Below are 14,193 nucleotides of genomic sequence, written 5' to 3' on the forward strand. Positions count from 1 at the left end.
GCGGTAGTGCTTGTTCAGATTGCGCAGGCTGACCAGTGGTTTGTCGTTCTGCTGGGATGCGTCTTTGATCACGGCACTCATGTCGTACTCCTGGGCGCTCAGGCGCTGATTTCGTTGCGCCGGCGCAGCGCGGCGGCGATCACCATGACCAATACCGACAGGCCGATCAGCAGCGTCGAAGCGACGGCGATCACCGGGGTCAGGTCCTGGCGCAAAGTGGTCCACATTTTCACGGGAAGGGTTTGCAGGGTCGGGCTGGCCATCATCACGCTGAGCACCACTTCGTCCCACGAAACCAGGAAGGCGAAGAGGGCGCCGGCGACCATGCCCGGGCGGATCGCCGGAAAGGTCACCTTGAATACCGCTTGCAGGCGTGAGGCGCCGCAGATCACCGCCGCGTCTTCAACCGACTGATCGAACAGCTTCAGCGAGTTGATGATCGAGATGATGGTGAACGGCAGCGCGACGATCACATGGCTGACCACGAAGGCGAACATGGTCCCGGTGTAACCGAGCTTGAGAAACAGCGCGTACACCGCCACCGCGATGATCACCAGCGGCACGATCATCGGCAGGGTGAACAGACCGTAGAGCATTTCCCGGCCGGGAAAACGCCCGCGCACCAAGGCAAACGCGGTTGGCAGACCGAGGGCCACGGCGCAGATCGTGGTCAGCACGGCAACCTTGAGGCTGGCTGCCGCAGCGTTCATCCAGTCGGCGTTGGAGAAGAACTGGCCGTACCATTTCAGCGTCCAGCCCGGCGGCGGGAACACCAGCCACTGCGACGAGCCGAACGACAGCAGGACGATGAACACGATCGGCAACAGCAGGAACAGGCCGATCAACCCGGTGGTGGCGTAGAGCCCGAAACGCATCCGGCGGCTCATGGCATTGGGAGTCAGGAGCATCTCGGCTTACCTCGCGTTGCTGGCGCCAACCGGGGATTCCGGCTGAAGCTTCAGGTAGAAATAGAACAGCACCAGCGTGATCGCGATCAGCAACGCGGCGCCGGCACTGGCCAGGCCCCAGTTGAGGAACGATTGCACCTGCTGAATGATGAACTCCGGCAGCATCATGTTCTGCGCCCCGCCCAGCAGCGCCGGGGTGACGTAATAACCGAGCGACATCACGAACACCATCAACCCGCCGGACGCCAGACCCGGCCGGCACAGCGGCAGGAACACCCGGAAGAAGTTGGTCCAGGGACTGGCGCCGCAGATCGAGCCAGCCTGCAGGATCATCGGGTCGATGGCCTGCATGGTCGCCTGCAACGGCAGGACGATGAACGGGATCATGATGTAGCTCATGCCGATCACCACGCCGGTGAGGTTGTGCACCATTTCCAGCGGCTGATCGATGATGCCCAGCGCCATCAAGGCCTTGTTGATCACCCCCGAGGCTTGCAGCAAAACCAGCCACGAATAGGTGCGGGCGAGCAGGCTGGTCCACATCGACAGCAGCACGATGTTGAGGATCCAGCGGCCCCAGCCGCGCGGCACCAGGGTGATCGCCCAGGCCAGTGGAAAGCCCAACAACAGGCTGAAGATCGTCACCAGCCCGGCCACCGAAAAGGTGTTGAGCAGCACCCGTGCGTAGGCCGAGTTGGCGAACAGTTGTTCATAGTTGCCAAGACCCGGGGTCGGTTCGAGCACGCCGCGCAACAGCAGGCCAATCAACGGCGCGAGAAAGAACAGGCCGAGGAACAGCAGTGCCGGCGCGAGGTTGCCGGCGCCGCGCCAGCGTTGTCTGAGGGACGGGGCTTGCGCCATTGCACTGGCCTTGCCTGTGGCCGGGCCGGCAGCGCTCGCGGCGCTCCCGGTGGCAGTGGAGGGACGGGACGCAGTGGCCGCCATTTTCATTTGACCAGCCATTCGTTCCACCGTGTCGCGATGGCTTGACCGTTCTTGGCCCAGTACGCGAAATCAAGAGTGATCTGATCCTTAGCGTAGGCAGTCGGCAGGTTCGGGGCCAGCACCGAGTCCAGGCGCGCCACGCTGTCGACGTTGACCGGGGCGTAGGCGGTCAGGTTGGAGAAGTCGGCCTGGCCTTTGGCACTGCTGGCATTGGCCAGAAACTTCATCGCCGCGTCCTTGTTTTTCGAACCTTTTGGAATCACCAGAATGTCGGCCATGACCAGGTTCTGTTTCCAGCTCACGCCCACCGGCGCGCCGTCTTCCTGCAGGGCGTGAATCCGCCCGTTCCAGAACTGGCCCATGCTCGCTTCACCGGAGGCCAGCAGTTGTTGCGACTGCGCGCCGCCGCCCCACCAGACGATGTCTTTCTTGATGGTGTCGAGTTTCTTGAAGGCGCGATCCAGATCCAGCGGGTAGAGCTTGTCAGCCGGCACGCCGTCGGCCAGCAGCGCCAGTTCGAGCACGCCGGGGCTCGGCCATTTGTACAGAGCGCGTTTGCCGGGGTAGGTCTTGGTGTCGAACAGGGCGGTCCAGTCCTGCGGCTTGGCCGCGCCGAGCTTGCCTTCGTTGTAGCCGAGGACGAAAGAGAAGAAGAACGAGCCGACGCCGTAATCGCTGACGAAACGCGGGTCGATCTTGTCGCGCTGGATGACTTTGAAATCGAGGGGTTCGAGCAGGCCTTCGGAAGCGGCGCGCAGGGCAAAGTCGGCTTCGACATCGACCACGTCCCACTGCACGTTGCCGCTCTCGACCATGGCTTTGAGTTTGCCATAGTCGGTCGGGCCGTCCTGGACAACGGTGATGCCGCTCGCCTTGCTGAACGGATCGGCCCAGGCCTGTTTCTGCGCATCCTGGGTGCTACCGCCCCAGCTGACGAAGTTCACGCTTTCGGCGGCCATTGCAGCCTGGCCGGTCACGCTCAGCAGTCCCGCAAAAAGGATTGCGGTTGCAGCTTTGTTCAACACCATTTTCACGCCCTCATTGTTGTGTTTTTGAGCGGGCTTGCGTTGTTGCCCGCCTGTCGGGAGCAGTAGCTGGACGGTTTTTTCAGGTCGTCCGGTCTATGGAATATCATATTATGGTATTCCAAACTTTGTGCAAGCACTTTGCCTTACCGGTTATCTGGCGGATGGGCTTTTTTGACCGCCGAAGGATTTTCGATGGGTGGAAAATTGTGGCGAGGGAGCTTGCTCCCGCTGGGTTGCGAAGCGACCCTCGCTTTACCCAGAAAAGGGGCCTGCTGCGCAGTCCAGCGGGAGCAAGCTCCCTCGCCACAGGTGATCTTCGTTTTCTCAGGAATGCTCGGTGAAAGGTATGCTCTCGACCACCTCCAGGTCATACCCGGTCAACCCCGCATACTTGAGCGGCGGCCCAAGATGCCGCAGCTTGCCGACGCCGAGGTTCTGCAGAATCTGCGCCCCGGTCCCCACCTCCGAATAGATCCGCGATTGCGAACGGCTGAACTGCCGCGGTGGCTGGGTCAGTTGCGGCACGCGCTCCAGCAATGCCTGCGACGATTCATGATTGGCCAACACCACCACAACTCCATGACCTTCTGCCGCAACCCGCTGCAGCGCCGCCCACAGTGTCCAGTTGCTCGGCCCGCTGTACTCGGCGCCGACCAGATCACGCAGCGGATCAATCACATGCACACGCACCAGCGTCGGCTCTTCGCGACGCAGATCGCCCATGACCATCGCCATGTGCACGCCGCCCTCGATGCGGTCTTCGAAAGTGATCAAACGAAAAGTGCCATGCACCGTCGGCAACTCACGCTCGCCGATGCGCTCGATGGTGTGTTCGGTGCTCAGGCGATAGTGGATCAGGTCGGCGATGGTGCCGATCTTGATCCCGTGCTTGCGCGCGAACACTTCCAGATCCGGGCGGCGGGCCATGGTGCCGTCATCGTTCATCACCTCGACGATCACCGAGGCCGGGGTGAAACCGGCGAGGCGCGCGAGGTCGCAACCGGCCTCGGTGTGGCCGGCGCGGGTCAGCACGCCGCCTTCCTTGGCACGCAGCGGGAAGATGTGGCCGGGCTGCACCAGGTCTTCGGCGCGGGCGTCCTTGGCCACGGCGGCCGCGACTGTACGCGCGCGGTCAGCCGCAGAAATGCCAGTGGTGACGCCGACCGCCGCTTCAATCGACACGGTGAACGCGGTGCTGAACACGCTGCCATTGCTCGGCACCATCTGCTCAAGGCCCAGGCGTTGACAGTGCTCGTCGGTCAACGTCAGGCAAATCAACCCGCGCGCCTCACGGGCCATGAAGCTGATCGCCTGGGGCGTGCAGCAGTCGGCGGCCAGCAGCAGGTCGCCTTCGTTTTCCCGATCTTCGTCATCGACCAGCAGGACCATTTTGCCGAGGCGATAATCTTCGAGGATTTCTTCGATGCTGTTGAAGGCCATGCTGGACTCTCAGGGTGGGTTGCAAATAATATTGGTATACCATAATACAAAATCAACAAAGAGGTCACTATGAAGGCGTACTGGATTGCCCACGTGGATGTCGATGATGCCGAGCACTACAGCCAATACACCCAGCGCGCGCCGGCCGCGTTTGCCGAGTTCGGCGCGAAGTTTCTAGCCCGGGGCGGGCGCAGCGAAGCGCTGGAGGGCAGGGCTACGCCTCAGCGTAGCGTGGTGATCGAGTTCGAGAGCTATGAGAAGGCCGTAGCGTGCTACCACTCGGCGGCGTATCAGGAGGCGAAAAGTTATCGCGAGGAATGGGCGAGGGCGGAGATTGTCATCGTCGAAGGCCTGGCACCATAACCCCTGTAGGAGCTGCCGCAGGCTGCGATCTTTTGATGTTGTTTTTTAAAATCAAAGTCAAAAGATCGCCCGATCGCGGCCCGAGCCTGCGGCAGCTCCTACAGGGATCGAGAAGAGATCGGGTATCAGCGGATAAAGTGAATCTTCCCGCTGTCATCATTGCCCATGTAGATCCCATACACCCCGGCCTGACGCTCCTCGATGTAACGCTCAAGAATCTGCCGGATCGCCGGGTAATAGATCTGCTCCCACGGAATGTCTTCAGGGGCAAAGAACTTGTAGTCGAGGGTCTCAGGGCCGAACTGGCCGGTGATCTCCAGCGCGAGGGCGCGGAAGATGATGTACACCTCGCTGATCTTCGGCACGCTGAAAATCGAGTACGGCGAGACGATTTCCGCACGCACGCCGCTTTCTTCCCAGACTTCACGCAGCGCCGCCTGCTCGGTGGTTTCGCCGCTTTCCATGAAGCCGGCCGGCAGCGTCCAGGTGCCCGGGCGCGGCGGGATCGCCCGTTGGCACAAAAGGTATTTGCCGTCCTGCTCGATGATGCAGCCGGCGATGATCTTCGGGTTGACGTAGTGGATGTAGCCGCAGGCGCGGCACATCAGGCGCTCGTGCGTATCGCCCGGCGGCACCTGCTGACCGAGGTCAGGGCCACCGCATTTCGGGCAAAAGCTCGGGCTGAACATGTCAGTGACCTATGCGCGGTTCTTTCAGCGCGATGGGCAGGGTGATGTTCGGCGTGGCGCCGGTCTCTTCCTGCTTGCGCTTGAGGTAGTCGAGGGCCACGGCGGCCGCAGCGCGCACGTGATCGACACAGGCCTGATGCGCCGCCAGCGGATCACCGCTCTTGATCGCCTCAACCATTTTTTCCATTTCGTGGTTACTCGCGCCGCGCCGGTTTTCCTGGGATACCGAGGTCGCCCGCAGGTAGCTGATGCGCGCCTGCAACTGGCGCAGCTGCGTGGCCGCGACGTGGTTGCCCGAGCCTTCGAGCAGCACGTCGTAGAAGCCCTGCACCGAGTCGATCACCTGCTGCAGTTCGCCGTCCTTGAGCGCCTTGCGGTTCTCGTCGAGGGCTTTTTCCAGGGCCTTGATGTCCTTGGCCTTGGCGCGCAGGGTGAACAGCTGGACGATCAGACCTTCGAGCACGCAACGCAGCTCATAGATGTCGACTGCATCGGCGAGGGTTATGATCGCCACCCGTGGGCCTTTGGCATCGGCAAACTCGACCAGTCCTTCGGACTCCAGGTGACGCAAGGCTTCGCGTACCGATGTGCGGCTGACACCGAGGCGATCGCACAGGTCGCGCTCGACCAGACGATCGCCGGGCATGAGCTGGAAATTCATGATCGCGCTACGCAGTTTATCCAGCACGATTTCGCGCAGGGTAACGGGGTTGCGATTGACCTTGAAGCTGTCGTCGAGTGGCTGGCGTTTCATGGGGTCCGCTCTTGAAGTTGGCTGTCCATGCCAGACGGGCATCTAAACAGCCGAGGGGTTAACTGGAGGCCTCGGCGTCGGCTTCGGCGAAGGCTTCACGGGCGAGCCGGAAACTGTCCACGGCTGCCGGGACGCCGCAATAAATACCGACCTGAAGCAGAATTTCGCGTATTTGCTCACGACTCAGGCCGTTACGCAAGGCGCCGCGCACATGCAGCTTGAGTTCGTGCGGGCGGTTGAGCGCCGAGATCATCGCCAGGTTGATCATGCTGCGCTCCTTGAGCGACAAACCCTCGCGCCCCCAGACATGGCCCCAGCAATATTCGGTGACCATTTCCTGCAGCGGGCGGGTGAAGTCATCGGCGTTGTCGATGGAGCGCTGCACATAGGCTTCGCCCAGTACCTGGGTGCGGATCTTCAGGCCTTTTTCGTACTTTTCGTTGCTCATATTCTTCGGCTCACCTCAATCCCTGTGGGAGCTGGCTTGCCAGCGATAGCGGTGGTTCAGTCAGCATTGATGTTGAATGTTCCGACGTCATCGCTGGCAAGCCAGCTCCCACAGGGTTTTGCATTGTTCTTTCAGGCCAGGGTCGGCAACGGCCCAAGCTTGCCCTTGTGATAAATCATCGGCGTCACCGGTTGCTCGGGCAGGATCAGGTTCTTCACCGCGCCGACAATGATCGCGTGATCACCACCGTCGTATTCACGCCACAACTCGCATTCGATGATTGCCGTGGCCTTGGCGAGGATCGGGTTACCCAGTTCGCTCAAATGCCACTGGATGTCTTTGGCCTTGTCCTTGCCTTTACCAGCAAAGGCATAGGCTTCAGCGGTCTGGTCGGCGGACAGCAAATGGATCGCGAATTTCTTGCTGTCGCGCAGCACCGGGTAGGTGTCGGAGGCGTAGTTGGGGCAAAACAGCACCAGCGCCGGGTCAATCGACAGCGCGCTGAAGGCGCTGGCGGTGATGCCGACGATGGCGCCATCCGGGTCGAGGGTGGTGACCACCGTGACCCCGGACGGAAACGAGCTCATGACGTCTTTGTAAATGCCGGGTTCGATCATGTCGCAGGACTCCTAGCGCATCACAAACGGATCAGGCATCGGTGCCTGAGAGAGGTTGATCCACACCGTTTTCAGTTCGGTGTAGGCCAGCACCGAATCGATGCCGCTTTCGCGTCCATAGCCACTGTTCTTGAAGCCGCCGATCGGCGCCATCGCCGACACCGCGCGGTAGGTGTTGACCCAGATGATCCCCGAACGCACATCCCGCGCCAGACGATGGGCGCGACCGAGATCGCGGGTCCAGATGCCGGCGGCAAGGCCGAACTGCGAGTCGTTGGCAATCGTCAGCGCCTCGGCTTCATCTTTGAAGCGAATCACCGAAGCCACCGGGCCGAAGACTTCTTCCTGCATGATCTTCATCGAGTTGCGGTCGCACTCGAACAACGTCGGCTCGTAGAACCAGCCGTCACCGAGATCGTTCGGACGCTTGCCGCCGGTGCGCAAACGCGCACCTTCAGCGATGGCGTCAGCCACCAGACCTTCGACCACTGCCAGTTGCTGCGCGGTGGCCATCGGGCCCATCTCGCTGTGGTCTTCCTGCGGGTTGCCGATGCGGATGCGCTGGGCGCGTTCCACCAGGCGGTTGACGAACTCGTCGTAGATTTCGTCCTGCACCAGCAGGCGTGAACCGGACACGCAGCTCTGGCCCGAGGCCGCGTAGATCCCGGCAATCGCGCCGTTGATCGCGCTGTCCAGATCGGCGTCGGCGAAGATGATGTTCGGCGATTTGCCGCCGAGTTCCAGCGACAGCTTGGCGAAGTTTTCGGCGCTGCTGCGCACCACATGCCGGGCCGTGGCCGCGCCGCCGGTGAAGGCGATCTTGCGGATCAGCGGATGGCGGGTGAGGGCGGCGCCGGTGCTCGGGCCGTAACCGGTGACGACGTTGACCACGCCCGGCGGAATCCCGGCTTCGAGGGCCAGACGTGCCAGCTCAAGGATGGTCGCCGAGGCGTGCTCGGACGGCTTGATCACGATGGTGTTGCCGGCAGCGAGGGCCGGGGCCAGTTTGATCGCAGTCAGGTACAGCGGGCTGTTCCACGGAATGATCGCGGCAACCACACCCATCGCTTCGTGCACGGTGTAGGCAAACAGGTCGGGCTTGTCCAGCGGCAGGGTGCCGCCTTCGAGCTTGTCTGCGAGGCCTGCGGTGTAGTGGAAGAACTCCGGCAGATAACCGATCTGACCACGGGTTTCGCGGATCAGTTTGCCGTTGTCGCGGCTTTCCAACTGCGCCAGTTGTTCCTTGTTTTCTGCGATCAGGTCACCGAGACGCCGCAGCAGTTTGCCGCGGGCAGTGGCGGTGAGGCCGCGCCAGGCCGGGCTGTCGAAGGCAGTCTGCGCCGCTTGCACGGCGCGTTCGACATCGGCTTCATCGGCGTCGGGCAGTTCGGCCCAGGCTTGCGCGCTGGCCGGGTTGAGGCTTGTGAAAGTCTTGCCGGAGAGGGCGTCGACCCATTCTCCGCCGATGCACATCTGGAAGCGTGCGAGTGTCATGCAACGATCCCCTTTATAGGGTTTTGTCGGGAGTGTGCGTAGTCGAGAAATTCCAGCAGCGTCTGGTTGACCAGACGCGGCGACTCTACCGGCATCATATGCCGTTGCTCGGGCAGCACCGCAACCTTCGCACCGGGAATGCGCCGGGCCAGTTGCTCGGCCATTTCCGGGGTGGAACCGGGGTCGAGTTCGCCGGTGGCGATCAGCGTCGGTGCCTGGATGCTGCCGAGGTCGTCGGCGCGGTACATGTCCTGGGTGGCGAACAATTCGTAGGTGGTCAGGTAGCCTTGCGGATCATTGCCTGCCAGGGTCTGACGAATGGCCGCGATCTGCGCCGGGTTGGCCGCCTGATATTCACGGCTGAACCAGCGCGACAGCGCCGCTTCGGCATTGGCATCCGGCCCGTGTTCGGCGGCTTGTGCAGTGCGGGCGATGACCCCGGCGCGCTGTTCTTCGCTGCGGTTGAACACGCTGTTGAGTACCACCAGGCTTTGCAGGCGCTCCGGGTAATGCAGGGCAAACGCCCGCGCCACCAAGCCACCCATGGAGAAACCGATCACCGCTGCCTGGGGCAGATTCAGGTGATCGAGCAGCTCCAGCAACTGATCGGCATAACCGAGCAGGCCGGTGCCGCTGGCCGGGCGCGGGCTGGCGCCATGGCCGAGCATGTCGTAGGCGATCACCTGGTATTGGGCAGACAGGCCAACGATCTGGCCGCCCCACATTTCTTTGTTCAGGCCCACGCCGTGGATCAAGACCACGGGCTGGCCTTGGCCGGTCGCCAGGTAACTGGTGCCAGCCGGGGTGAGTTCAGCGGTGAGCCGAATCATGGAGCGCTCCTGCAATGCCTTTTTATTGTGATTACTGGGCTTTTTCGGCGGCCAGTTCTTCCAGATCGATGTAGCGGTTGCCGATGCGCGGGTGCAGGCGGCCACCGTCGGCGCACCCGAGCACCACGACGATTTCGTCGGCACGCGGCGCGTCTTCGATCTGCATTTCCAGGGTGATGTAGTGCGAACGCTGACCTTCGTCGTCCTTGTGCATCATCGGGATCTGGATCGACGTGCCCGGGCCGCCGCGCTTGTTGGTGAAGCTCAGGTAGCTCTTGGCCTTGACCGCCTCGCGGTAGTGATTACCGAAGCGCAGGGTATGGATCACCGCCGAGGCGTGTTCGATCTCACCGTCGGCGCCGACCACTGCCGCTTTGCCGTAAGCCTCGATCTTTTCGGCGCCACCAATGATGCCCACCAGCCGCTCGACCATCATGGCGCCGAGGTCGGAGCAGTTGGCGCGGATCTGCGGTTTCAGATCCTCGACGAAACCGTTGCCGACCCACGGGTTCTTCATCACCACGGCCAGCCCGACCATGGTCACTGGCTTGTCAGTGGCCTTGCCACCTTCGATGAAGGTTTCTTCGACATAGCTGACGATCTTGCGAATTTCGAAACTCATGAGCTGCTCCGTAGGGGGATTGAGAGTGTCTGTGCGTCTGATGGTATACCATAATACCGATCGTGCAAGTCCCCCCGATAACTTTTGCCGCATCACTCCGGCGAATGGTCATATATTCAAATCCTACAACCGCCACCAACCCCTGTAGGAGTGAGCCTGCTCGCGATAGTGGTGTGTCAGTCGGGAATTTCTAACCTGATCCACCGCAATCGCGAGCAGGCTCACTCCTACAGGTGAAATCACCCGCCGATTTGGTTAACAAAAGATAACGTGGCGCCGATTGTCAGACGTTTCCAAAGCCCGATAGGATGAGCCAGCTTCCCAAGGCGCTCTGGACTGCGGGTTTCACGGCTATGCTTGTGACCCATCAGTCACCACGAGCACCCTTGCGGCGCCCTAAGGCCGAACGGCCTAACAATAATAAATAGGGGAAGGTCTATGAGTCGTTGCCGCCCGCCGGCGTTACGCAACACCGCGTTGCTGGCCACAGCACTCACTCTGCTGGGCTGTGCTGCCTTGTCGGCACCCGCGCTGGCCGCCGAAGCGCCGGCCGACGGGGTGTATTCCACCGAATCGGCCAAAGCCGCCAAAAGCCTGATACTCGATGTTGTCCACGCCGGCACCCGCCTGGTGGCGGTCGGTGATCGTGGGCACATTCTCTATTCCGATGACCAGGGCAAAACCTGGACTCAAGCCAAAGTGCCGACCCGGCAACTGCTGACGGCAGTGTACTTCGTCGATGACAAGCACGGCTGGGCGGTGGGGCACGACGCGCAGATCCTCGCCAGCGACGACGGCGGCCTGACCTGGAGCAAACAGTTCGAAGACCTCAAGCGCGAAGCACCGCTGCTCGACGTCTGGTTCCAGGACGTCAACCACGGTGTTGCGGTCGGCGCTTACGGCGCACTACTGGAAACCACCGACGGCGGCAAGAACTGGCAGGATGTCAGCGACCGCCTCGACAACCAGGATCAGTTCCACCTCAACGCCATCGCCGCCGTCAAGGACGCCGGGCTGTTCATCGTCGGCGAGCAGGGCAGCATGTTCCGCTCCCCGGACTGGGGCCAGACCTGGGAGAAACTCCAGGGCCCCTATCAGGGCTCGCTGTTCGGCGTGATCGGCACTGCGCAAGCGCAAACCCTGTTGGCCTACGGCCTGCGCGGCAACCTCTATCGCTCCACCGATTTCGGAAGCACCTGGCAGCAGGTCGAACTCAAGGCCGCGCGCGGTGCGCTGGAGTTCGGTCTGTCCGGCGCCACGCTGCTTGCCGATGGCTCGATCGTGATCGTCGGCAACGGCGGCTCGGTGATCAGCAGCAGCGACAACGGCGAAACCTTCAGCGTGTTCAACCGCCCGGACCGCATCTCGCTGTCCTCGGTGACAGCGGCCGGCGACGGCAATCTGATTCTGACCGGGCAGGGCGGCGTGCACACCACGCAGCCAAACGGCGCCGAAATCAATAATAAGAAGGCGGGGCTATGACTTCCTTGATCACTCCTCAGCAGGACAAAGCGACGCTCCTCGAACGTCTGATTTTCAACAACCGCCCGGCCGTGATCCTGATCTGCCTGGTGGTCAGCATTTTCCTGTTCTGGCAAGCCACGCTGATCCGCCCGTCCACCAGTTTCGAAAAAATGATCCCGCTCAAGCATCCGTTCATCGAGAAGATGATGGAGCACCGCAACGATCTGGCGAACCTGGGCAACACCGTGCGCATTTCGGTGGAAGCCAAGGACGGCGACATCTTCTCCAAGGAGTACATGGAGACGCTGCGCCAGATCAACGACGAGGTGTTCTACATCTCCGGCGTCGACCGCTCCGGCCTCAAGTCGCTGTGGAGTCCGAGCGTACGCTGGACTGAAGTGACCGAAGAGGGTTTCGCCGGCGGTGAAGTGATTCCGCAAAGCTACGACGGCTCGCCGGACAGCCTTGACATGCTGCGCAACAACGTCCTCAAGTCGGGACAGGTCGGGCGGCTGGTGTCCAACGACTTCAAGTCGAGCATCGTCGACATCCCGCTGCTGGAGTCCTACCCGGACCCGCAGGATCAGGGCAAGTTGCTCGCCCTGGACTACCGCCAGTTCTCCCATGAACTCGAAGACAAGATCCGCAACAAGTTCGAAGCGCAGAACCCCAACGTCAAGATCCACATCGTCGGCTTCGCCAAGAAGGTGGGTGACCTGATCGACGGCCTGGTGATGGTGGTGATGTTCTTCGGCATCGCTTTCGTCATCACCCTGATCCTGCTGCTGTGGTTCACCAACTGTCTGCGCAGCACGGTGGCGGTGTTGAGCACCACGCTGGTGGCGGTGGTCTGGCAGCTCGGGCTGATGCACTTCTTCGGTTTCGGGCTGGATCCGTATTCGATGCTGGTGCCGTTCCTGATCTTCGCCATCGGCATTTCCCACGGCGTGCAGAAGATCAACGGGATCGCCCTGCAATCGAGTGAAGCGGACAACGCCCTGACGGCGGCGCGGCGCACTTTCCGGCAGCTGTTCCTGCCGGGGATGATCGCGATTCTCGCCGACGCCGTGGGCTTCATCACCCTGCTGATCATCGACATCGGGGTAATCCGCGAACTGGCGATCGGCGCATCCATCGGTGTGGCGGTGATCGTGTTCACCAACCTGATCCTGCTGCCGGTGGCGATTTCCTATGTCGGCATCAGCAAGCGCGCCATCGCCAAGAGCAAGAAGGACGCGAATCGCGAGCATCCGTTCTGGCGCTTCCTGTCGAACTTCGCCAGCCCGAAAGTTGCACCAATCTCCATCGCCCTGGCGCTGATCGCCTTCGGCGGTGGCCTCTGGTACAGCCAGAACCTGAAAATCGGCGACCTCGACCAGGGTGCACCGGAGCTGCGTCCGGACTCGCGCTACAACAAGGACAACAACTTCATCATCAACAACTACTCCACCAGTTCCGACGTGCTGGTGGTGATGGTCAAGACCGCTACCGAAGGTTGCTCGCGTTACGAAGCGATGGCGCCGATCGACGAGCTGATGTGGAAGATGCAGAACACCGAGGGCGTGCAGTCGGCGATCTCGCTGGTGACCGTGTCCAAGCAGATGATCAAGGGCATGAACGAGGGCAACCTGAAATGGGAAACCCTGTCGCGCAACCCGGACGTGCTGAACAACTCGATCGCCCGCGCCGACGGCCTGTACAACAACAGCTGTTCGCTGGCGCCGGTGCTGATCTTCCTCAATGACCACAAGGCCGAAACCCTGGATCGCGCTGTACACGCGGTGCAGGAATTCGCCAAGGCCAACAACAAGGACGGTCTGGAATTCATCCTTGCCGCCGGTAATGCCGGGATCGAGGCGGCCACCAACGAAGTGATCAAACAGGCCGAACTGACCATCCTGATCCTGGTGTACATCTGCGTGGCGGTGATGTGCATGATCACCTTCCGCTCATGGGCGGCAACCCTGTGCATCGTCCTGCCGCTGGTGCTGACCTCGGTGCTGGGCAACGCGCTGATGGCGTTCATGGGCATCGGCGTCAAGGTCGCGACCCTGCCGGTGGTGGCGCTGGGCGTGGGGATTGGCGTGGACTACGGGATCTACATCTATAGCCGACTGGAAAGTTTCCTGCGCGCCGGGCTGCCGTTGCAGGAAGCCTATTACCAGACCTTGAAATCCACCGGCAAAGCGGTGCTGTTCACCGGTCTGTGCCTGGCGATCGGCGTGTGCACTTGGATCTTCTCGGCGATCAAGTTCCAGGCCGACATGGGCCTGATGCTGACCTTCATGTTGCTGTGGAACATGTTCGGTGCGCTGTGGCTGCTGCCGGCGCTGGCGAAGTTCCTGATCAAACCGGAGAAGCTGGCGGGGCAGAAGGGCAACTCGCTGTTTGCTCACTGATCCGGACGCCTGAAACGACAAAGCCGCAACCTTGGGGTTGCGGCTTTTTTATGAGTCAAGATCAAAAGCCCCTCACCCTAGCCCTCTCCCGGGGGGAGAGGGGACCGATCCGGGGATATTGGAGATCTGCACCGACTTGAACGACTTGCTTTGAATCCATAATCGACTCAGTCATTCAGGTCGATGTATGAC

At 61.5% G+C, this 14,193-nt stretch carries 14 protein-coding genes; 3 read left to right on the plus strand and 11 right to left on the minus strand.

All coding sequences use genetic code 11. The features are described from left to right. Nucleotides 1-98 precede the first annotated feature (98 nt). The 4 genes from ACIP8I_RS00005 to ribBA form a co-directional block, all read right to left on the minus strand. On the minus strand, nucleotides 99-908 hold the full coding sequence (locus ACIP8I_RS00005; RefSeq protein WP_007965718.1) for an ABC transporter permease: 810 nt from the start codon (nucleotides 906-908) through the stop codon (nucleotides 99-101). A gap of 6 nt (nucleotides 909-914) precedes the next feature. Next, nucleotides 915-1,859 carry an ABC transporter permease gene (locus tag ACIP8I_RS00010; RefSeq protein WP_007965717.1) on the minus strand — a complete coding sequence of 315 codons (945 nt, stop codon included), beginning with the start codon at nucleotides 1,857-1,859 and terminating at the stop codon, nucleotides 915-917. Beyond that, entirely contained in the window at nucleotides 1,856-2,881 is a 1,026-nt protein-coding gene (locus ACIP8I_RS00015) for an ABC transporter substrate-binding protein (RefSeq protein ID WP_115989585.1), read from the minus strand. Before ACIP8I_RS00015 ends, ACIP8I_RS00010 begins: the two co-directional genes overlap by 4 nt. Before the next feature lie 324 nt (nucleotides 2,882-3,205). After that, on the minus strand, nucleotides 3,206-4,321 hold the full coding sequence (gene ribBA / locus ACIP8I_RS00020; protein ID WP_400757785.1) for a bifunctional 3,4-dihydroxy-2-butanone-4-phosphate synthase/GTP cyclohydrolase II: 1,116 nt from the start codon (nucleotides 4,319-4,321) through the stop codon (nucleotides 3,206-3,208). A 69-nt stretch (nucleotides 4,322-4,390) separates the two neighbouring features. On the opposite strand from ribBA, the gene ACIP8I_RS00025 reads away from it, so the two are divergent. Next, entirely contained in the window at nucleotides 4,391-4,684 is a 294-nt protein-coding gene (locus ACIP8I_RS00025; RefSeq protein ID WP_400757787.1) for a DUF1330 domain-containing protein, read from the plus strand. 125 nt (nucleotides 4,685-4,809) lie between these two features. Here the strand turns inward: ACIP8I_RS00025 and ACIP8I_RS00030 are convergent, their stop codons facing one another. From ACIP8I_RS00030 to ACIP8I_RS00060, 7 genes are all read right to left on the minus strand, one after another. Continuing rightward, on the minus strand, nucleotides 4,810-5,373 hold the full coding sequence (locus tag ACIP8I_RS00030) for an NUDIX hydrolase (RefSeq protein WP_400757789.1): 564 nt from the start codon (nucleotides 5,371-5,373) through the stop codon (nucleotides 4,810-4,812). Between the two features lies 1 nt (nucleotide 5,374). Next, nucleotides 5,375-6,127, minus strand: coding sequence for a GntR family transcriptional regulator (locus ACIP8I_RS00035; RefSeq protein ID WP_007968636.1), 753 nt, complete (start codon nucleotides 6,125-6,127; stop codon nucleotides 5,375-5,377). Between the two features lie 58 nt (nucleotides 6,128-6,185). Further along, on the minus strand, nucleotides 6,186-6,575 hold the full coding sequence (locus ACIP8I_RS00040) for a carboxymuconolactone decarboxylase family protein (RefSeq protein ID WP_027613073.1): 390 nt from the start codon (nucleotides 6,573-6,575) through the stop codon (nucleotides 6,186-6,188). Nucleotides 6,576-6,706: 131 nt separating this feature from the next. Then, nucleotides 6,707-7,192: a flavin reductase family protein gene (locus ACIP8I_RS00045; RefSeq protein ID WP_166497336.1), complete on the minus strand. Its 486-nt coding sequence runs from the start codon at nucleotides 7,190-7,192 to the stop codon at nucleotides 6,707-6,709. A gap of 12 nt (nucleotides 7,193-7,204) precedes the next feature. After that, nucleotides 7,205-8,686 (minus strand): aldehyde dehydrogenase, encoded by a 1,482-nt coding sequence (locus tag ACIP8I_RS00050; protein ID WP_400757791.1) that lies wholly within the window; start codon nucleotides 8,684-8,686, stop codon nucleotides 7,205-7,207. Further along, entirely contained in the window at nucleotides 8,683-9,516 is an 834-nt protein-coding gene (locus ACIP8I_RS00055) for an alpha/beta fold hydrolase (RefSeq protein ID WP_330206142.1), read from the minus strand. The genes ACIP8I_RS00050 and ACIP8I_RS00055 overlap by 4 nt, the downstream gene beginning before the upstream one ends. Before the next feature lie 31 nt (nucleotides 9,517-9,547). Next, nucleotides 9,548-10,138, minus strand: a complete 591-nt coding sequence (locus ACIP8I_RS00060; RefSeq protein WP_025111640.1) for an amino acid synthesis family protein — start codon at nucleotides 10,136-10,138, stop codon at nucleotides 9,548-9,550. A gap of 438 nt (nucleotides 10,139-10,576) precedes the next feature. Here ACIP8I_RS00060 and ACIP8I_RS00065 point away from each other — a divergent pair, with 438 nt between their 5' ends. Together ACIP8I_RS00065 and ACIP8I_RS00070 are read left to right on the plus strand one after the other, a co-directional pair. Next, complete coding sequence (locus ACIP8I_RS00065) at nucleotides 10,577-11,620, plus strand: WD40/YVTN/BNR-like repeat-containing protein (RefSeq protein ID WP_400757794.1); 1,044 nt, start codon at nucleotides 10,577-10,579, stop codon at nucleotides 11,618-11,620. Next, nucleotides 11,617-14,001 carry an RND family transporter gene (locus tag ACIP8I_RS00070; protein WP_103369119.1) on the plus strand — a complete coding sequence of 795 codons (2,385 nt, stop codon included), beginning with the start codon at nucleotides 11,617-11,619 and terminating at the stop codon, nucleotides 13,999-14,001. The genes ACIP8I_RS00065 and ACIP8I_RS00070 overlap by 4 nt, the downstream gene beginning before the upstream one ends. The last annotated feature ends 192 nt before the right edge of the window (nucleotides 14,002-14,193 follow it).

The sequence above is a fragment of the Pseudomonas sp. NPDC088414 genome (assembly GCF_044753325.1).
Taxonomy (GTDB): domain Bacteria; phylum Pseudomonadota; class Gammaproteobacteria; order Pseudomonadales; family Pseudomonadaceae; genus Aquipseudomonas.